The organism is Leclercia barmai, from assembly GCF_049312895.1.
In the GTDB taxonomy this organism is placed as follows: Bacteria; Pseudomonadota; Gammaproteobacteria; order Enterobacterales; family Enterobacteriaceae; genus Enterobacter; species Enterobacter barmai.
The window spans coordinates 481,221-501,118 of the sequence record NZ_JBMNWZ010000001.1; the positions used below are offsets into that span (position 1 = coordinate 481,221).

Here is a 19,898-nt window from a genome sequence, read left to right on the forward strand (position 1 = left end):
ACGATTACTCCGTTAAATCAGCGTAAAGAGAGATGTTCCGCAACCGGGCCTAATGCGAGGGCGGGAATAAAGGTAAGGGCGCCTACCAGCAGGACGGTGCCGATCAGCAGGCCGACAAACAGCGCGCCGTGTGTGGGCAACGTGCCGCCCGAGGCGGGCTGGCGGGTCTTGTTGACCAGCGATCCGGCGATGGCCATTACCGGCACAATCACCCCAAAGCGGCCGATCAACATGCAGAACGCCAGCAGGCAGTTCCAGAACGGCGAGTTGGCGCTCAGGCCCGCAAAGGCGCTGCCGTTGTTGTTGGCCGCGGACGAAACCGCGTACAGCACCTCGCTGAAGCCGTGGATCCCGGGGTTGAAAATGCCGCTGCGTCCGGCATCGGTCATCAGCGCCAGCGCGGTACCGAGCAGCACCAGTGCCGGGGTGACGAGGATCGCCAGGGCGGTCAGCTTCATCTCGCGCACGTCGATTTTCTTGCCCAGATATTCCGGGGTGCGGCCAATCATCAGCCCGGCGATAAACACCGCCAGCAGCACGAACAGCAGCATGCCGTACAGGCCCGATCCGACGCCGCCAAACACCACTTCGCCAATCTGCATCAGCCACAGCGGGATCATCCCGCCCAGGGCGGTGAAGGAGTCATGCATAGCGTTGACCGCGCCGCAGGAGGCAGCGGTGGTGATCACCGCATACAGGCTGCTGGCAAGAATGCCAAAGCGGCTCTCTTTCCCTTCCATATTGCTGTTGCTGTCGGCCCCCAGCAGCATGAAATGGCTGTTGCCCTGCCATTCCGCCCACATCACCAGTGCCGCGCAGACCACAAAGATGGCGGACATGGTCCAGAGGATCGCGTGTCCCTGGCGGCGATCGCTCACCGCCTCGCCAAAAGCAAAACAGAGCGCGGTGGGGATCAGGAAGATCGCCAGCATCTGCACGGCGTTGGTCAGGGCGGTCGGGTTCTCAAACGGATGGGCGGAGTTGGTGTTAAAGAAGCCACCCCCGTTGGTACCCAGCATTTTGATCGCTTCCTGGGAGGCCACCGGCCCCATTGGCAGCAGCTGTTTAGCCCCTTCCATCGAGGTAAATGGCTGATACGCCAGCAGGTTCTGCAATACGCCTTGCTGGATAAACAGCAGCGCGATGACCAGCGACAACGGCAGCAGCACCCACAGGGTGATGCGGGTCAAATCGACCCAGGCGTTGCCAAGCGTAGTGACATTCTGGCGGGCGAAGGCGCGGGTCAGGGCAAAGATCACCGCAATGCCGCTCGCCGCCGAGAGGAAGTTTTGTACCGTCAGTCCCACCATCTGGCTGAAATAGCTCAGGGTGGTTTCACCGGCATAAGACTGCCAGTTGGTATTGCTGACAAAGCTGACGGCGGTATTGAGCGCCAGATGCCAGGAGAGCCCCGGAAGCTGCTGCGGATTGAGCGGCAGCCAGCCCTGAAGCATCAGCATGGCGAAAAGCACCACCAGGCCCACCCCGTTTAGCAGCAGGATAGCGAGCAGGTAGTGCCGCCAGCCCATTTCATCGGCGCGAATTCCGAGCAGGCGCAATAAACCTGCGTCAATGGCCTGCACGCCGGGCAGCGGCAGGCCGTTAATCATCCGTGCCAGCCACATCCCCAGCGGTCGGGAGAGCGCCAACAGCACCAGCAGGAAGCTGGCAATAAGCAGAAATCCCTGAGCGGCCATCAGAATGCCTCCGCATTAAGCAGGGCATAGATCAGATACCCCAGTAACAGAAACACCAGCACGATGCCCGCAATGATACCTGCACTCACAATTCACCTCCGGGTGACATTAGTTGTGGTGCAAACGGTAAATTTTCTGGCGCAAAGATTTCGCAAAAATCAGGCGGGGAGATGTAAAAAAAGTATAAAAATGGCTAAAACCATAATTTAACTAATGGTTAGTATTAATTTAACTTTTATGTAACTCAATTACGGCGTGAATTGTAAATATTCACTAAATGGATGAAAAAGAGTGGTCGGATGAGTAGTAAAATTACAGCCAAAGCGTTACTATTTTCATCAGTTAATCAGTTTTACTTTTCCGGAGACGGTTTCCGGCCAGAGAAAGGGGAGAAAATGATGGAATTTTACAAAGCGTATCCGGCACATATCGTTTTTATTCGCCGCACTTTCGCTGTGTTAGCGGGTGTTCTGGCGTTACCAGTTATGCTTTTCTGGAAAGATCGTGCCCGTTTTTACAGCTATCTGCATCGCGTCTGGGCTAAAACCAGCGATAAGCCGGTGTGGATGGATCAGGCTGAAAAAGCCGTTTGTGACTTTTACTAAGAAAGACTACACACAGCAATTGCAGTAATAAAAAAACCGCCACAGCAATGTGGCGGTTTTTTTTATCCCTCGGGATTCGCGGTCCGTAGGGATAATTTACCAGGCTCTTCCAGAGAACAACATCTTATCCTTAACCGCCCTCAGGCGAAATTTGCGTTATCTAAATGAATTCTGAAAGGGCTGCCACAGCCGGTCCATAGTCTTGTTAAGGCCGCCATCAGGGCGGCCTTTTTTATTTCAGTATGGCTACACTTGTTAAAGGGAAGTATCCTCGGTGACTTGTAGATGTTACAGACGATAATACTGGAGTGTTATGGCCACCCATCTGGTCTGGTTTCGCGCCGATCTGCGCATCCACGATAACCTGGCGCTTGCCGCCGCCTGTCGCGACAAAAAAGCCCGCGTGCTGGCGCTATTTATCGCCACGCCACAACAGTGGCAGCAGCACGCCATGGCCCCACGTCAGGCCGCGTTTCTTCATGCCCATCTCAAGGGTTTGCAACGGCAACTGGCCGACAAAGGCATTCCGCTGCTGTATGAGGAGGTTGCTGATTTCGCTGCCCAGGGCGAAAAAGTCGCCCAGCTTTGCGACAAGCATGATGTCACCCATCTTTTTTATAACTACCAGTACGAACTCAACGAGCAGCAGCGCGACCTCCAGCTGGAGCGCGCATTGCAGGACGTCACCTGTCAGGGATTTGATGACAGCGTGATCCTGCCGCCGGGCAGCGTGATGACCGGCAATCACGAGATGTACAAGGTCTTTACGCCGTTTAAAAATGCCTGGCTGCGGCGGCTGAAAGAGGGGCTGCCCGAATGTGCGGCGGCGCCTGCCGCCCGTGAAGGTGAAAAGGTTACTCCGGCAGAGCTGGATTTCGACTATCCAAAACAGTCCTTCGATACTGACCTCTTCCCGGCGAGCGAGAAAGAGGCGATTGCCCGCCTGCGTCAGTTCTGCCAGCAAGGGGCAGGGGAGTATGAGACGCAGCGTGATTTCCCGGCCATCGAAGGTACCAGCCGACTCTCAGCCTGTCTGGCGCTGGGGGTACTTTCTCCCCGTCAGTGTCTGCACCGATTGCTGGCAGAACAACCCCAGGCGCTGGAGGGTGGACCGGGTTCCGTATGGCTTAACGAGCTCATCTGGCGAGAGTTTTACCGTCACCTGATGACGTATCACCCTGATTTATGTAAATATCGGCCATTCATCCGCTGGACGGATAACGTCAAATGGCAGTCTGAGGACGCCCAGCTGAAGGCGTGGCAATATGGACAGACCGGCTATCCCATCGTCGATGCCGCCATGCGCCAGCTGAATGAAACCGGCTGGATGCACAACCGCCTGCGCATGATCACCGCCAGCTTTCTGGTCAAAGATCTGCTTATCGACTGGCGCGCCGGGGAACGGTACTTTATTTCGCAGCTGATCGATGGCGACCTGGCCGCCAACAACGGCGGCTGGCAGTGGGCGGCATCGACCGGAACCGATGCGGCCCCCTATTTTCGTATTTTTAACCCGACAACCCAGGGGCAGAAGTTTGATGCCGACGGCGTGTTTATCCGCCGCTGGCTGCCGGAACTGGCCACCGTACCGGACAAGGCAATCCACGATCCCTGGACCTGGGCGGACAAGCAGGGCGTCACCCTCGATTATCCGCGCCCGGTTGTCGACCATAAACAGGCGCGCGTTGCCACGCTGGCCGCGTATGAAGCCGCCCGTAAAGCATAAGGGAGTAATAATGAAAAACAGTGAACTGGAACGTCTGATTAACGACAAACTCAACAGCACCAGCTTCAGCGACTACGCGCCGAACGGCCTGCAGGTGGAAGGGCGTGAGCAGGTGCAGAAAATTGTCACTGGCGTAACGGCAAGCCAGGCGCTGATCGATGAAGCGGTGCGCCAGAGTGCCGATGCGGTAATTGTTCACCACGGCTATTTCTGGAAAGGTGAATCGCCGGTTATCCGCGGCATGAAGCGCAATCGCCTGAAGACCCTGCTGGAAAACGACATCAACCTCTATGGCTGGCATCTGCCGCTGGACGCGCACCCGGAACTGGGGAATAACGCCCAGCTGGCGGCGCTGCTCGGCATTACCATCATGGGTGAAATCGAGCCGCTGGTGCCCTGGGGTGAACTCTCCATGCCGGTACCGGGTCTGGAGCTGGCGTCGTGGATCGAAGCCCGGCTGGGGCGTCGTCCGCTGTGGAGCGGCGACACCGGGCCCGATACCGTACAGCGCGTCGCCTGGTGTACCGGCGGCGGGCAGGGCTTTATTGACAGCGCGGCGCGTTTTGGCGTCGATGCCTTCATCACCGGCGAAGTGTCCGAGCAAACCATTCACTCCGCCCGTGAACAGGGGCTCCATTTTTATGCAGCAGGCCACCACGCCACGGAACGCGGCGGTATTCGCGCCCTCAGCGAATGGCTGACAGAAAATACCGACCTGGATGTCACCTTTGTGGATATCCCTAATCCAGCCTGATGAGAGGTATATAAGTGCAGCGAGCACGTTGTTATCTGCTAGGCGAAACCGCCGTGGTACTGGAGCTGGAGCCGCCAGTGACCCTGGCGACGCAAAAACGCATCTGGCGCTTGACCCAGCGGCTGGGTGAACTCCCTGAAGTGGTGGAAGCCATTCCGGGGATGAATAACATTACCGTGGTGCTGCGCAATCCCCACTCGGTGGCGCTGGATGCGATTGAGCGTCTGCAGCGCTGGTGGGAAGAGAGCGAGGCGCTGGAGCCGGATTCCCGCGCCATCGAAATCCCCGTGGTGTACGGCACCGCCGCGGGCCCTGACCTTGGCGAAGTGGCCCGGCATGCCGGGCTTTCGGAGAAACAGGTCGTGGAGCTCCATTCATCCGTTGACTATGTAGTCTGGTTCTTAGGTTTTCAGCCGGGGTTCCCTTATCTGGGCGGGCTGCCCGAGCAGCTGGCTACCCCACGTCGCGCCGAACCCCGGTTGCAGGTGCCGGCGGGTTCAGTGGGGATTGGCGGGGCGCAAACCGGGATTTACCCCTTAGCCACACCCGGCGGCTGGCAGCTGATAGGACACACCTCTCTGCCGCTGTTCGATCCCAGTCGTGACGAGCCGGTGCTGCTGCGCCCGGGCGATACCGTGCGGTTTATCCCGCAGAAGGAGGGGGTATGCTAAAAATAGTTCGTGCCGGGCTCTATACCTCGGTGCAGGACGGCGGACGCATCGGTTTTCGCCAGTCGGGGATCAGCTACTGCGGTGCGCTGGATAAACCGGCATTGCAGATTGGTAATCTGCTGGTGGGCAATGACCCGGACGATGCCGCGCTGGAGATCACTCTCGGGCAATGCATTTTTGAGTTTGAACAAGACGGCTGGTTTGCCCTGACCGGAGCAGGCTGTGACGCCCGGCTTGACGGCGCGGCGGTCTGGACCGGCTGGCGTCTGCCGGTAAAAGCCGGGCAGCAGCTCACCCTTAATCGTCCCCGTCGCGGCATGCGTAGCTATCTGGCGATCGCGGGCGGCATTGAGGTGCCGTCGGTCATGGACTCCCTGAGTACCGATCTGAAAGTGGGCCTGGGCGGACACGAAGGGCGTCTGCTGAAAGATGGCGATCGCCTGAAGATCCGTGCCGGTGGACGCGAATTCCGCGAAGCGCAGGGCGTGAAACAGCTGCTATGGGATAACCGCGTGCGCGCCCTGCCGGGGCCGGAATACCATGAGTTTGATCAGGCTTCGCAGGATGCGCTCTGGCGTCTGCCCTGGCAGCTCAGCCCGCAGAGTAACCGCATGGGCTATCGCCTGCAGGGACAAAAACTGCAGCGTACCACCGAGCGCGAACTGCTCTCCCACGGTCTGCTGCCGGGCGTCATTCAGGTGCCGCACAACGGGCAGCCTATTATTCTGATGAATGATGCCCAGACCACCGGGGGCTATCCGCGGATCGCCTGCATCATCGAAGCCGATATGTACCACCTGGCCCAGGCGCCGCTCGGACAGCCGATCCACTTTGTCCCCTGTACCCTGGAAGAGGCTCTGGAAGCACGACGCATCCAGAAGCAATACATCGAACAGCTGGCGTGGAGGTTGCATGATCGCGGTTGATTTAAATGCAGATTTGGGTGAAGGGTGCGGCAGCGATGCCGCGCTGCTACAGCTGGTGTCGTCAGCCAACATCGCCTGCGGGTTTCATGCCGGTGATGCCGAAACCATGCTGGCCTGCGTGCGCGAGGCGCTGAAAAACGGCGTGGCCATCGGGGCGCACCCCAGCTTCCCGGATCGGGAGAACTTCGGCCGCACGGCCATGACCCTGCCGCCGGAGACGGTGTATGCGCAAATGCTGTATCAGATTGGGGCCCTGGCGGCGATCGTTCGCGCCGAAGGCGGGCAGCTGCGTCACGTGAAACCCCACGGCATGCTCTATAACCAGGCGGCGAAGGATCGCGACCTTGCCGATGCGATCGCCCGCGCTGTGGCGACCGTCGACCCGGATCTGATCCTGGTTGGCCTGGCCGGGAGCGAGCTGATCCGCGCCGGAACGCGTTATGGCCTGATCACCCGGGAAGAGGTGTTTGCCGATCGCGGGTATCAGCCGGATGGTAGCCTGGTGCCGCGGACTCAGGCCGGGGCATTGATTGCCGATGAAGAGCAGTCCCTGGCGCAAACCCTGGAGATGATCCAGCGCGGCCGGGTGAAAAGTATTACCGGTGAATGGGCAACCGTACACGCACAGACGGTCTGCATTCACGGTGACGGTGAACACGCCCTGGCCTTTGCCCGTCGCCTGCGTCAGGAATTTGAAGCAAATAATATAAAAATCAGTGCATAACGCACATTTGCAAACACAACAACAGGAAAGAGAACATGGCAGAGACGCTGTCCCTCTGGCCACTCATCGGTATCGCGGTGATTGTGGTCGGGTTTCTTTTACGCTTTAACCCGGTGCTGGTGGTCATTGTCGCCGGGATCGTCACCGGCCTGGCGGCGCATATGCCGGTCGCCACCATTCTGGAAAAACTGGGTGAAGGGTTCCTGAACACCCGCAACCTGCCCTATATCCTCCTGATCCCGCTGGCGGTTATCGGCCTGCTGGAGCGCCACGGCCTGAAAGAGCGGGCTCAGGCGTGGATCGCGAAGATCCACAGCGCCACCGCCGGTCGTCTGCTGATCGTCTACCTGTTCGTTCGTGAAGCTTCGGCAGCGATGGGGCTGACCAGCCTCGGCGGGCATCCGCAGATGGTGCGTCCGCTGCTGGCACCGATGGCAGAAGGGGCTGCAGAGAAGAAGTATGGCGAGCTGCCGGGGGCGGTGCGCTATCGCCTGCGGGCCATGGCGGCGGCCACCGACAACGTCGGGCTGTTCTTTGGCGAAGACATCTTCGTTGCCTTTGGCGCCATCATCTTTATGCATAATTTCATGCTGGAATCCGGCGGCATCCAGACCGAGCCGCTGCATATTGCCCTGTGGGGGATCCCGACCGCGCTCTGCGCCTTTGCGATCCACGCCACCCGACTGTACCGCCTGGATAAGCATCTGGAGCGCGAACTGGCGAAAGTGCAGGGAGAGGTGAAATGAATTTCCAGCAAAGCTATCTCTACTGGCTGGCAGGCCTGATCCTGCTGATCGTGGCGCTGATGTCGTTTCGCGATAAAGCCAACCCACGACGCATCACCACCGGTCTGTTCTGGGGCATTTACGGCCTGCTGTTCCTGCTCGGCAACTGGACCTACGATCTGGTGGGCGACAAGCGCACCGTCCATATCGCGGTGGGTCTGGCGGTGGTCGTCCTGGCGCTGATCGCCGGTTTTGGCGGCGTGCGCCTCGGCAGCTATCACCAGCGCACGGCAGAAGAGCGCGAGGGCAGCGCGAAGCGTCTGGGCAATCGCCTCTTCTTACCGGCGCTGGCCATTCCGGTGGTGACAGTGGTGGGCGTGCTGATGTTTAACCACATTCCGGGCCTGCAGGAGACGCTGTTCGGGCCGGGTAACCACTCGACGCTGGTCACGCTGTTCTCGATGACCGTCGGCTCGCTCATTGGCCTGGCGATGGCGGTCAAAATGACCCATGAGAAAGTGCATCAGCCTCTGCAGGAGGCGCGCCGTCTGCTCGACTCCATCGGCTGGGCCTTTATTCTGCCGCAAATCCTCGCCACCCTCGGCCTGCTGTTTACCGCCGCCGGCGTCGGGGAGGGGATTTCTTACCTCACCCAGACGTATCTGGCGGTGGACAGTCGGTTTATCGCGGTGGCGGTTTATGCCGTGGGCATGGCGCTGCTGACGATGGTGATGGGCAACGCCTTCGCTGCCTTCCCGATTGTCACTGCGGGGATTGGCATCCCGATCCTGGTCCTGCAACACGGCGGCAACCCGGCGGTGATGGCGGCGATTGGCATGTTCTCCGGCTACTGTGGCACGTTGATGACGCCGATGGCGGCTAACTTCAACATCGTGCCCGCCGCGCTGCTGGAGCTGCCCGATAAAAATGCGGTCATCAAAGCGCAGGTGCCTACCGGGGTGCTGCTGCTGATCGCCAACGTATTCCTGCTCTACTTCCTGATGTTCCTGTAAGGAGAAATGATGCGAACAGTTTTAATCACCGGTTTTGAGCCTTTTGGCGGCGAGAGCGTTAACCCGTCGTGGGAAGTGGTGAAACAGCTTGATGGCGCGATTATTGATGACTGTCGCGTGGTAGCGCGGCAGTTGCCCTGCGTGTTTGGCGAGTCGTTATCGGTGCTGAACGCGGCTATTGACGCGCTGCAGCCCTCCGTCGTACTGGCGATAGGCCAGGCCGGGGGGCGGGTGGATGTCACCGTTGAGCGGGTGGCGATCAACGTCGATGACGCCCGCATTCCCGATAACCGGGGGCAACAGCCGGTGGATGTCGCCATTGTCGACGGCGGTCCGGCCGCCTGGTTCAGCACCCTGCCGATTAAAGCGATGGTGGCGGCCCTGCGGGAGTCAGGCATTCCTGCTTCTGTTTCCCAGACGGCTGGCACATTCGTCTGCAACCACGTGATGTACGGCGTGCTGCACAAGCTGGCCAACAGCCCGGACGTGAAGGGCGGGTTTATCCATATTCCTTACCTCCCCGGGCAGGCTGCAGCGCACCCCGGTGCCCCGAGCATGGCGACGCATACCGTGAAGCAGGCCCTGGAGATCGCCATTGCGGTGGCGCTGCGTCAGGAACACGACATCAAAGTGGTGGGCGGAGCGACGCACTAGAAAGGAGACATCATGCCAGAAGGACCAGAGATCCGCCGCGCGGCGGATAGCCTGGAGGCGGCGATAAAAGGCAAACCGCTCACCGACGTGTGGTTTGCTTTTCCTCAGTTAAAAACCTTTGAATCCCGGCTTATCGGCGAGACGGTCACGCATCTGGAGACGCGCGGCAAAGCGCTGCTCACCCACTTCTCCAACCAGCTTACGCTCTACAGCCATAACCAGCTGTATGGCGTCTGGCGGGTGGTGGAAACCGGTAAACTGCCGGAGACGACCCGTGTGCTGCGCGTCAAACTGGAGACGGCGGACAAAACCATTCTGCTCTATAGCGCCTCGGATATTGAGATGCTGCTGCCGGAGCAGCTTACCACCCATCCCTTCCTGCAGCGGGTGGGGCCGGATGTGCTGGATTTACGCCTGACGGCAGAGGATGTGAAAGCGAGGCTGTTGTCGGCAAAATTTCGCAATCGCCAGTTTTCCGGGCTGCTGCTGGACCAGTCGTTTCTTGCCGGTCTGGGCAACTATCTGCGGGTAGAAATTTTATGGGATGTGGGGCTGGCGGCGAGCCACAAAGCCTCTCAGCTCAGCGACGCGCAGCTGGATGCGTTATCCCACGCGCTGCTGGATATCCCGCGTCTGTCGTATAACACGCGCGGAGTGGTGAATGAGAAGAAGCATCACGGGGCGTTGTTCCGGTTTAAGGTGTTTCATCGCGCGGGGAAAAAGTGTGAGCGCTGCGGTGGGGTGATTGAGAAAACGACGCTCTCTTCGCGACCGTTTTACTGGTGTCCACATTGTCAGACATAAAAAAACGCCGGGTGGCGCTGACGCTTACCCGGCCTACGTAGGCCCGGCAAGCGTAGCGCCGCCGGGCATCGCTGTTAGCGTTTGGTCACGTCAGACTCGAAATTACGCTGCTCGTAGCCGGTATACAGCTGGCGAGGACGCGCAATTTTCATGCCTTCGGTGTGCATTTCGTTCCAGTGTGCAATCCAGCCCACGGTACGCGCCATCGCGAAGATAACGGTAAACATGGAAGACGGGATGCCCATCGCTTTCAGGATGATACCGGAGTAGAAATCGACGTTCGGGTAGAGTTTCTTCTCGATGAAGTACGGGTCGTTCAGCGCGATGTGTTCCAGCTCCATCGCCACCTGCAGCAGGTCATCTTTGGTGCCCAGCTCTTTCAGCACTTCATGACAGGTTTCACGCATTACGGTTGCGCGCGGATCGTAGTTTTTGTAAACACGGTGACCGAAGCCCATCAGACGGAAGGAGTCATTCTTGTCCTTCGCACGACGTACGAATTCAGGAATGTGCTCAACGGAGCTGATCTCTTCCAGCATCTTCAGTGCCGCTTCGTTCGCGCCGCCGTGTGCCGGTCCCCACAGGGAGGCAATACCTGCTGCGATACAGGCGAACGGGTTCGCGCCGGAGGAGCCAGCGGTACGCACGGTAGAGGTAGATGCGTTCTGCTCGTGGTCAGCGTGCAGGATCAGGATACGATCCATTGCGCGTTCCAGAACCGGGTTCACTTCGTACTCTTCGCACGGCGTGGCGAACATCATACGCAGGAAGTTACCTGAGTAGGAGAGGTCGTTGCGTGGATAAACAAACGGCTGTCCGATGGAGTATTTGTAGCACATCGCTGCCATGGTTGGCATTTTGGACAGCAGACGGAACGCGGCGATATCACGGTGACGCTGGTTATTCACGTCCAGCGAGTCATGGTAGAACGCAGCCAGCGCGCCGGTGATCCCGCACATGACCGCCATTGGATGTGAATCGCGGCGGAATGCATGGAACAGACGGGTAATCTGCTCGTGGATCATGGTGTGACGGGTGACGGTGGTTTTGAACTCATCGTACTGTTCCTGCGTCGGCTTTTCGCCGTTCAGCAGGATGTAGCACACTTCCAGGTAATTGGAGTGGGTCGCTAACTGGTCGATGGGGAAACCGCGGTGCAGCAGGATACCTTCGTCACCGTCAATGTAGGTGATTTTGGACTCGCAAGATGCGGTGGAGGTAAAACCAGGGTCAAAGGTAAACATACCTTTAGAACCAAGACTACGGATATCAATAACATCCTGACCGAGCGTGCCTTTTAGCACATCCAGTTCGATAGCAGCGTCACCATTTAGGGTGAGTTTTGCCTTAGTATCAGCCATTTACGGTCTCCTTAGCGCCTTATTGCTTAAGACTGCCCATAACCGGATTTGCATTCAGCTGATTTATCATTGTTACCAGTTTGTTATTTGGCTCGCCGCTCAGCTCACGAGGAGAAACCAGGGTACAGAGCAATGGCGCTAGCAGGTAAACAAATGAGAAATCAGAGAAATAACAGCAAATCAGTGTTTGTGCAGTCCGAATTATTCAAACCTGTATATCACTAATAACTGTCCTGATAACTTCGGTCAATACCATCACACTGTTACATAACTTATTCTCAGGTGAAAGAGAGACCTCATAACTTTTGCGCATTATATGCCTTTTCTGGTGATGTTTGTAACAATAATGTTTAACATTTGTCAAATCAGATGATTAAAAATTAAAAAGATGTTGTTATCGTGACCCTGATCACTGTTCCGTATAAAACCCGACAAACTGTATGTAGGTTAATTGTAATGATTTTGTGAACGGCCTATACTGCCGCCAGGTCTCCGGAAAACCCTGCAATCCCGAGCCAACCAGCGTTGTAACGTGTCATTTGAGCATCTGGAAGCAATGTTTTGCATGACGCACAGTTATATAAAAGGCACGCTGTCTGACCCGCATCGCAGTCCGGAGGAAGGAAACTATAAGAACAGCATGTGGGCGTTATTCATGATAAGAAATGTGAAAAAACAAAGACCTGTCAATCTGGATCTAAAAACGATCCGATTCCCCGTAACGGCAATAGCGTCCATCCTTCATCGTGTATCCGGTGTGATCACGTTTGTCGCGGTGGGTATCCTGTTATGGTTGCTGGGTACCAGTCTCTCGTCTCCGGAAGGATTCCAGCAGGCCTCTGACATCATGAACGGTTTCTTCGTGAAATTTATCATGTGGGGCATCCTGACCGCGCTGGCTTATCATGTCGTCGGCGGCGTTCGTCATATGCTGATGGACTTTGGCTATCTGGAAGAGACCTTCGAAACCGGCAAGCGTACCGCTAACATCTCCTTTGTTATCACTGTCGTGCTTTCACTTCTCGCAGGAGTTCTCGTATGGTAAGCAACGCCTCCGCATTAGGACGCAACGGCGTACATGACTTCATTCTGGTCCGTGCTACCGCTATCGTTCTCACCCTCTACATCATCTACATTATCGGTTTCTTTGCCACCAGCGGCGACCTGACGTGGGAAATCTGGACCGGTTTCTTCGGTTCTGCTTTCACCAAAGTGTTTACCCTGCTGGCGCTGTTCTCCATTCTGATCCACGCATGGATTGGCATGTGGCAGGTACTGACCGACTACGTTAAACCGATGGCAATTCGTCTCGCGTTGCAGCTGGCAATCGTCGTTGCCCTGGTGGTTTACGTCATTTATGGATTTGTTGTGGTGTGGGGTGTGTGATGAAACTTCCTGTCAGAGAATTTGACGCTGTAGTGATTGGAGCCGGCGGCGCAGGTATGCGCGCGGCGCTGCAAATTTCCCAGAGCGGCCAGACCTGTGCGCTGCTCTCTAAAGTCTTCCCGACCCGTTCCCATACCGTATCCGCGCAGGGTGGCATCACCGTCGCGCTCGGTAATACCCATGATGATAACTGGGAATGGCATATGTACGACACGGTGAAAGGCTCCGATTACATCGGTGACCAGGACGCCATTGAATATATGTGCAAGACCGGCCCGGAAGCAATTCTGGAGCTGGACCATATGGGTCTGCCATTCTCCCGCCTGGAGAACGGCACCATTTATCAACGTCCGTTTGGCGGCCAGTCGAAAGACTTCGGCGGCGAGCAGGCGGCACGTACCGCCGCAGCGGCAGACCGTACCGGTCACGCCCTGCTGCACACGCTGTACCAGCAGAACCTGAAGAACAAAACCACCATCTTCTCCGAGTGGTATGCGCTGGATCTGGTGAAAAACGAAGATGGCGCAGTGGTGGGTTGTACCGCCCTGTGCATCGAAACCGGTGAAGTTGTCTACTTCAAAGCCCGCGCAACCGTGCTGGCGACCGGCGGCGCAGGCCGTATTTACCAGTCCACGACGAACGCCCATATCAACACCGGTGACGGCGTCGGTATGGCGATCCGCGCTGGCGTGCCGGTGCAGGATATGGAGATGTGGCAGTTCCACCCAACCGGTATCGCCGGTGCGGGCGTGCTGGTCACAGAAGGCTGCCGTGGTGAAGGTGGCTACCTGCTGAACAAACACGGCGAGCGCTTCATGGAGCGTTATGCGCCGAATGCGAAAGACCTGGCGGGTCGTGACGTGGTGGCGCGTTCCATCATGATCGAAATCCGTGAAGGTCGCGGCTGTGACGGCCCGTGGGGCCCACACGCCAAGCTGAAGCTTGACCATCTGGGTAAAGAGGTTCTGGAATCCCGTCTGCCGGGTATCCTGGAGCTGTCCCGCACCTTCGCGCACGTCGACCCGGTTAAAGAGCCGATCCCGGTTATCCCAACCTGTCACTACATGATGGGCGGTATTCCGACCAAAGTGACCGGCCAGGCGCTGACCGTGAACGAGCAGGGCGAAGACGTGGTGATCCCGGGCCTGTTCGCAGTAGGCGAAATCGCCTGCGTATCCGTACACGGCGCCAACCGTCTGGGCGGCAACTCTCTGCTCGACCTGGTGGTGTTTGGTCGTGCGGTGGGTCTGCATCTGCAGGAGTCCATTGCTGAGCAAGGTCCACTGCGTGATGCCACCGAAGCCAATATCGACGCCTCTCTTGAACGTCTCAACCGCTGGAACGGTAACCGCAACGGCGAAGATCCGGTGGAAATCCGTAAGGCGCTGCAGGAGTGCATGCAGCACAACTTCTCGGTGTTCCGTGAAGGCGACGCGATGGCGAAAGGTCTTGAGCAGCTGAAAGCGATCCGCGAGCGTCTGAAAAATGCCCGTCTGGACGATACTTCCAGCGAGTTCAACACCCAGCGCGTCGAGTGTCTGGAGCTGGATAACCTGATGGAAACCGCGTACGCGACGGCGGTCTCTGCAAACTTCCGTACCGAAAGCCGTGGCGCCCATAGCCGCTTCGACTTCCCGGATCGTGACGACGAAAACTGGCTGTGCCATTCCCTGTACCTGCCAGAGTCGGAATCCATGACACGTCGTAGCGTCAATATGGAACCGAAACTGCGTCCGGCGTTCCCGCCGAAGATTCGTACTTATTAATGCGGAGACAGGACAATGAAACTCGAATTCTCAGTTTATCGTTATAACCCGGATGTAGATGACGCTCCGCATATGCAGGATTACACCCTGGAAGCGGAAGAAGGCCGTGACATGATGCTACTGGATGCTTTAATGCAGCTGAAAGAAAAGGATCCGACACTGTCATTCCGTCGTTCCTGCCGTGAAGGGGTATGTGGCTCCGACGGTCTGAACATGAATGGCAAAAACGGTCTGGCCTGTATCACCCCGATTTCGGCGCTCAACCGTCCGGGACAGAAGATTGTTATCCGTCCTCTGCCAGGCCTGCCGGTCGTGCGCGATTTGGTGGTGGACATGGGGCAATTCTATGCACAATATGAGAAGATTAAGCCTTACTTGTTGAATAATGGGCAAAATCCACCCGCTCGCGAGCATTTGCAGTCGCCAGAGCAGCGTGAAAAACTCGATGGCCTGTATGAGTGTATTCTTTGTGCATGTTGTTCGACCTCTTGCCCGTCGTTCTGGTGGAACCCGGACAAGTTTATCGGCCCGGCTGGCCTGCTGGCAGCGTATCGCTTCCTGATTGACAGCCGCGATACCGAAACCGACAACCGCCTGGAAGGGCTGAGTGATGCTTTCAGCGTATTCCGCTGCCACAGCATCATGAACTGCGTCAGTGTATGTCCTAAGGGGCTGAACCCGACGCGCGCTATCGGCCACATTAAGTCGATGTTGTTGCAGCGCAGTGCGTAAGTAACACGAGGGGGCGCTGTTCCCCTCACCCTAACCCTCTCCCCAAAGGGGAGAGGGGATGGAATGCAGAAACCTTTAAAAACTGCCCTGAAGTTTAGACAGTTTCTAAAGGTTCCTTCGCGAGCCGCTATATAGAGAAGAGCTCGCAGGTGAACCCCGGCACGTACACGTGGTGTGCGTGGTAGTTTCTACGGCGAAATAAGCATAAAAATGCTTAAGGGATCACGATGCAGAACGGCGCAATGAAAGCCTGGCTGGACTCTTCATTCCTCTCTGGTGCAAACCAAAGCTGGATTGAACAGCTCTATGAAGACTTCTTAACCGACCCTGACTCAGTGGACGCTAACTGGCGTTCCATGTTCCAGGAGTTACCTGGAACGGGTGTCAAACCGGATCAATTTCATTCCAAAACACGTGATTATTTCCGTCGTCTGGCGAAGGATGCCTCACGTTACTCTTCCGCTATCTCCGACCCTGACACCAATGCAAAGCAGGTTAAAGTCCTGCAGCTGATTAACGCCTATCGTTTCCGTGGCCACCAGCATGCGAATCTGGATCCGCTGGGACTGTGGCAGCAAGAGCGTGTGGCCGATCTCGACCCGGCTTATCACGACCTTACCGAAGCAGATTTCCAGGAAACCTTCAACGTCGGCTCTTTCGCTATTGGCAAAGACACGATGAAGCTGGGCGATCTGCTGGAAGCGCTGAAGCAAACTTACTGCGGCTCCATCGGCGCAGAGTACATGCACATCACCTCAACCGAAGAGAAACGCTGGATCCAGCAGCGTATTGAATCCGTTGCCGGTAAATCCACCTTCAATGCCGAAGAGAAAAAACGCTTCCTGAGCGAACTGACCGCAGCAGAAGGCCTGGAGCGCTACCTCGGGGCTAAATTCCCGGGTGCAAAACGCTTCTCGCTGGAAGGCGGTGATGCGCTGGTGCCGATGCTGAAAGAGCTGATCCGCCACGCGGGCAACAGCGGTACCCGTGAAGTGGTACTGGGCATGGCGCACCGTGGTCGTCTGAACGTGCTGATCAACGTGCTGGGCAAAAAGCCGCAGGATCTGTTCGACGAATTCGCGGGCAAACATAAAGAACACCTCGGTACCGGTGACGTGAAGTACCACATGGGCTTCTCATCGGATATCGAAACCCAGGGCGGCCTGGTGCACATGGCGCTGGCGTTTAACCCGTCGCACCTTGAGATCGTCAGCCCGGTGGTTATCGGCTCCGTACGTGCGCGTCTGGATCGTCTGGACGAGCCAAGCAGCAACAAAGTTCTGCCAATCACCATTCATGGCGATGCGGCGATCACCGGTCAGGGCGTGGTTCAGGAAACCCTGAACATGTCCAAAGCGCGTGGTTACGAAGTGGGCGGTACCGTTCGCATCGTGATCAACAACCAGGTGGGCTTCACCACCTCTAACCCGCTGGACGCGCGTTCTACGCCATACTGCACCGACATCGGTAAGATGGTACAGGCGCCAATCTTCCACGTTAACGCGGATGACCCGGAAGCCGTTGCTTTCGTTACCCGCCTGGCGCTGGACTTCCGCAACACCTTCAAGCGTGACGTGCTGATCGACCTGTTCTGCTACCGTCGTCATGGCCATAACGAAGCGGACGAGCCAAGTGCAACCCAGCCGCTGATGTACCAGAAAATCAAAAAGCATCCGACCCCGCGCAAAATCTACGCTGACAAACTGGAAGCGGAGAAGATTGTTGCCCTGGAAGATGCTACCGAGATGGTTAATCTTTACCGCGACGCGCTGGATGCCGGCGAATGCGTGGTGAAAGAACTGCGTCCGATGAACATGCACTCCTTTACCTGGTCGCCGTACCTCAACCACGAGTGGGATGAGAGCTACCCGAACAAGGTCGAGATGAAGCGTCTGCAGGAGCTGGCAAAACGCATCAGCACCGTACCAGAAGCAATCGAGATGCAGTCCCGCGTACAGAAAATCTACTCTGACCGTCAGGCGATGGCGGCAGGCGAGAAGCTGTTCGACTGGGGCGGCGCAGAAAACCTGGCGTACGCAACGCTGGTTGATGAAGGGATTCCGGTACGTCTGTCCGGTGAAGATGCCGGTCGTGGCACCTTCTTCCACCGTCATGCGGTGATTCATAACCAGACCAACGGTTCTACCTACACCCCGCTGCAGCACGTGCATAACGGCCAGGGCCAGTTCAAGGTCTGGGACTCCGTGCTGTCAGAAGAAGCGGTCCTGGCGTTTGAATACGGTTACGCCACGGCAGAACCCCGTACCCTGACCATCTGGGAAGCGCAGTTCGGCGACTTCGCCAACGGTGCGCAGGTGGTTATCGACCAGTTCATCTCCTCTGGCGAGCAGAAGTGGGGCCGTATGTGTGGCCTGGTGATGCTGCTGCCACACGGTTACGAAGGGCAGGGCCCGGAGCACTCTTCCGCGCGTCTGGAGCGTTATCTGCAACTCTGCGCCGAGCAGAACATGCAGGTTTGCGTCCCGTCTACCCCGGCACAGGTTTATCACATGCTGCGTCGTCAGGCGCTGCGCGGGATGCGCCGTCCGCTGGTGGTGATGTCACCGAAATCGCTGCTGCGTCACCCGCTGGCAGTCTCCACCCTGGATGAGCTGGCGAACGGCACCTTCCTGCCGGCGATTGGCGAGATTGACGAGCTGGATCCACAGGCGGTTAAGCGCGTGGTGATGTGTTCTGGTAAGGTTTACTACGACCTGCTGGAACAGCGCCGTAAGAACGATCAGAAAGATGTCGCCATCGTGCGTATCGAACAGCTTTATCCATTCCCGCATCAGGCGATGCAGGAAGTGCTGAAACAATATGCTCACGTACATGATTTTGTCTGGTGCCAGGAAGAGCCGCTCAACCAGGGCGCATGGTACTGCAGCCAGCATCATTTCCGTGAAGTGATTCCATTTGGGTCTGCCCTGCGTTACGCAGGTCGCCCGGCCTCCGCCTCTCCGGCGGTAGGGTATATGTCCGTTCACCAGAAGCAGCAACAAGATCTGGTCAATGACGCGCTGAACGTCGATTAATTAAAGGATACATAATGAGTAGCGTAGATATTCTTGTTCCCGACCTGCCTGAGTCTGTAGCAGATGCGACCGTCGCCACCTGGCACAAAAAACCGGGCGATGCCGTTAAGCGCGACGAAGTGCTGGTAGAAATCGAAACTGACAAAGTGGTACTGGAAGTACCGGCTTCGGCGGATGGTGTTCTTGATGCCGTACTGGAAGATGAAGGGACAACCGTCACTTCTCGCCAGATCCTGGGTCGCCTGCGTGAAGGCAACAGCGCAGGTAAAGAGTCCAGCGCGAAATCTGAAGAGAAAGCCTCTACTCCAGCGCAGCGCCAGCAGGCCTCCCTGGAAGAGCAGTCTAACGACGCGCTCAGCCCGGCGATCCGTCGCCTGCTGGCTGAACACAACCTCGACGCGGCTGCCATTAAAGGCACCGGCGTTGGCGGTCGTCTGACCCGTGAAGACGTTGAAAAACATCTGGCTAAAGCGCCAGCTGCGCCGGAAGCAAAAGCCCCGGCAGCCGCACCAGCAGCACAGCCTGCTCTGGGCGCCCGTAGCGAAAAACGCGTGCCGATGACCCGCCTGCGTAAGCGTGTGGCCGAGCGTCTGCTGGAAGCGAAAAACTCCACCGCGATGCTGACCACCTTCAACGAAGTGAACATGAAGCCAATCATGGACCTGCGTAAGCAGTACGGTGACGCGTTTGAAAAACGTCACGGTATCCGTCTGGGCTTTATGTCCTTCTACGTGAAAGCGGTTGTTGAAGCGCTGAAACGCTACCCGGAAGTGAACGCCTCCATCGATGGCGATGACGTGGTTTATCACAACTACTTCGACGTGAGCATGGCCGTTTCTACCCCACGCGGCCTGGTGACCCCGGTTCTGCGTGATGTGGATACCCTGGGCATGGCTGACATCGAGAAGAACATTAAAGAGCTGGCAGTGAAAGGCCGTGACGGCAAGCTGACCGTAGACGACCTGACCGGCGGTAACTTCACCATTACCAACGGCGGCGTATTCGGTTCCCTGATGTCTACTCCGATCATCAACCCACCGCAGAGCGCGATCCTTGGCATGCACGCTATCAAAGATCGCCCTATGGCGGTTGACGGTAAAGTTGAGATCCTGCCGATGATGTATCTGGCGCTCTCCTACGATCACCGTCTGATCGACGGCCGCGAGTCCGTGGGCTTCCTGGTCGCCATTAAAGAGCTGCTGGAAGATCCAACTCGTCTGCTGCTGGACGTTTAGTTTTTAGCCGTACTGCCCGGCGGCGCTTTGCCTGCCGGGCCTACAAAAGCATGACCTAACGATTACCCTGAAGGATGGATAGAA

At 57.3% G+C, this 19,898-nt stretch carries 20 protein-coding genes; 16 read left to right on the forward strand and 4 right to left on the reverse strand.

The genetic code is table 11. From position 1 onward, the window contains the following. Positions 1-17: 17 nt before the first annotated feature. On the reverse strand, positions 18-1,697 hold the full coding sequence (kdpA, locus tag ACOYA6_RS02205) for a potassium-transporting ATPase subunit KdpA (RefSeq protein ID WP_422653955.1): 1,680 nt from the start codon (positions 1,695-1,697) through the stop codon (positions 18-20). Next, a complete protein-coding gene (gene kdpF, locus ACOYA6_RS02210; RefSeq protein WP_072036638.1) occupies positions 1,697-1,786 on the reverse strand; it encodes a K(+)-transporting ATPase subunit F in 90 nt (29 codons plus the stop codon). The genes kdpA and kdpF overlap by 1 nt, the downstream gene beginning before the upstream one ends. A 309-nt stretch (positions 1,787-2,095) precedes the next feature. Here kdpF and ACOYA6_RS02215 point away from each other — a divergent pair, with 309 nt between their 5' ends. From ACOYA6_RS02215 to nei, 10 genes are all read left to right on the forward strand, one after another. Further along, positions 2,096-2,302, forward strand: a complete 207-nt coding sequence (locus ACOYA6_RS02215) for a YbfA family protein (RefSeq protein WP_039029414.1) — start codon at positions 2,096-2,098, stop codon at positions 2,300-2,302. A 313-nt stretch (positions 2,303-2,615) separates the two neighbouring features. Continuing rightward, on the forward strand, positions 2,616-4,028 hold the full coding sequence (gene phrB / locus ACOYA6_RS02220; RefSeq protein ID WP_422653956.1) for a deoxyribodipyrimidine photo-lyase: 1,413 nt from the start codon (positions 2,616-2,618) through the stop codon (positions 4,026-4,028). Between the two features lie 10 nt (positions 4,029-4,038). Beyond that, positions 4,039-4,782 carry a type 2 GTP cyclohydrolase I gene (locus ACOYA6_RS02225; protein WP_422653957.1) on the forward strand — a complete coding sequence of 248 codons (744 nt, stop codon included), beginning with the start codon at positions 4,039-4,041 and terminating at the stop codon, positions 4,780-4,782. 14 nt (positions 4,783-4,796) lie between these two features. Continuing rightward, positions 4,797-5,453, forward strand: coding sequence for a 5-oxoprolinase subunit PxpB (gene pxpB / locus ACOYA6_RS02230; protein WP_039029324.1), 657 nt, complete (start codon positions 4,797-4,799; stop codon positions 5,451-5,453). Then, the gene (gene pxpC, locus ACOYA6_RS02235; protein WP_039029325.1) at positions 5,447-6,379 is read left to right on the forward strand and encodes a 5-oxoprolinase subunit PxpC; all 933 of its coding nucleotides are present in this window, start codon (positions 5,447-5,449) and stop codon (positions 6,377-6,379) included. Before pxpB ends, pxpC begins: the two co-directional genes overlap by 7 nt. Then, positions 6,369-7,103 carry a 5-oxoprolinase subunit PxpA gene (gene pxpA / locus ACOYA6_RS02240; RefSeq protein WP_422654498.1) on the forward strand — a complete coding sequence of 245 codons (735 nt, stop codon included), beginning with the start codon at positions 6,369-6,371 and terminating at the stop codon, positions 7,101-7,103. Before pxpC ends, pxpA begins: the two co-directional genes overlap by 11 nt. 35 nt (positions 7,104-7,138) lie before the next feature. Beyond that, positions 7,139-7,849 (forward strand): DUF969 domain-containing protein, encoded by a 711-nt coding sequence (locus ACOYA6_RS02245; protein ID WP_422653958.1) that lies wholly within the window; start codon positions 7,139-7,141, stop codon positions 7,847-7,849. Beyond that, positions 7,846-8,841, forward strand: coding sequence for a DUF979 domain-containing protein (locus ACOYA6_RS02250; protein WP_039029327.1), 996 nt, complete (start codon positions 7,846-7,848; stop codon positions 8,839-8,841). Before ACOYA6_RS02245 ends, ACOYA6_RS02250 begins: the two co-directional genes overlap by 4 nt. A gap of 9 nt (positions 8,842-8,850) precedes the next feature. Then, positions 8,851-9,495, forward strand: coding sequence for a pyroglutamyl-peptidase I (pcp, locus tag ACOYA6_RS02255; protein WP_039029328.1), 645 nt, complete (start codon positions 8,851-8,853; stop codon positions 9,493-9,495). Positions 9,496-9,507: 12 nt separating this feature from the next. Next, positions 9,508-10,299: an endonuclease VIII gene (nei, locus tag ACOYA6_RS02260; RefSeq protein WP_422653959.1), complete on the forward strand. Its 792-nt coding sequence runs from the start codon at positions 9,508-9,510 to the stop codon at positions 10,297-10,299. Positions 10,300-10,373: 74 nt separating this feature from the next. Here the strand turns inward: nei and ACOYA6_RS02265 are convergent, their stop codons facing one another. After that, a complete protein-coding gene (locus ACOYA6_RS02265; RefSeq protein ID WP_039029330.1) occupies positions 10,374-11,660 on the reverse strand; it encodes a citrate synthase in 1,287 nt (428 codons plus the stop codon). A 205-nt stretch (positions 11,661-11,865) separates the two neighbouring features. After that, entirely contained in the window at positions 11,866-11,973 is a 108-nt protein-coding gene (locus ACOYA6_RS02270) for a hypothetical protein (protein WP_418936630.1), read from the reverse strand. Positions 11,974-12,300: 327 nt separating this feature from the next. On the opposite strand from ACOYA6_RS02270, the gene sdhC reads away from it, so the two are divergent. The 6 genes from sdhC to odhB all read left to right on the forward strand — a co-directional run bounded on the left by sdhC (position 12,301) and on the right by odhB (position 19,814). Further along, positions 12,301-12,705: a succinate dehydrogenase cytochrome b556 subunit gene (gene sdhC / locus ACOYA6_RS02275; protein WP_039029416.1), complete on the forward strand. Its 405-nt coding sequence runs from the start codon at positions 12,301-12,303 to the stop codon at positions 12,703-12,705. Then, on the forward strand, positions 12,699-13,046 hold the full coding sequence (gene sdhD / locus ACOYA6_RS02280; RefSeq protein WP_422653960.1) for a succinate dehydrogenase membrane anchor subunit: 348 nt from the start codon (positions 12,699-12,701) through the stop codon (positions 13,044-13,046). Before sdhC ends, sdhD begins: the two co-directional genes overlap by 7 nt. After that, positions 13,046-14,812 carry a succinate dehydrogenase flavoprotein subunit gene (sdhA, locus tag ACOYA6_RS02285; protein WP_039029332.1) on the forward strand — a complete coding sequence of 589 codons (1,767 nt, stop codon included), beginning with the start codon at positions 13,046-13,048 and terminating at the stop codon, positions 14,810-14,812. Before sdhD ends, sdhA begins: the two co-directional genes overlap by 1 nt. A gap of 15 nt (positions 14,813-14,827) precedes the next feature. After that, entirely contained in the window at positions 14,828-15,544 is a 717-nt protein-coding gene (gene sdhB / locus ACOYA6_RS02290; RefSeq protein WP_039029333.1) for a succinate dehydrogenase iron-sulfur subunit SdhB, read from the forward strand. A 227-nt stretch (positions 15,545-15,771) separates the two neighbouring features. Continuing rightward, positions 15,772-18,579, forward strand: a complete 2,808-nt coding sequence (sucA, locus tag ACOYA6_RS02295) for a 2-oxoglutarate dehydrogenase E1 component (protein ID WP_039029334.1) — start codon at positions 15,772-15,774, stop codon at positions 18,577-18,579. Between the two features lie 14 nt (positions 18,580-18,593). Continuing rightward, positions 18,594-19,814, forward strand: a complete 1,221-nt coding sequence (gene odhB, locus ACOYA6_RS02300) for a 2-oxoglutarate dehydrogenase complex dihydrolipoyllysine-residue succinyltransferase (protein WP_039029335.1) — start codon at positions 18,594-18,596, stop codon at positions 19,812-19,814. The last annotated feature ends 84 nt before the right edge of the window (positions 19,815-19,898 follow it).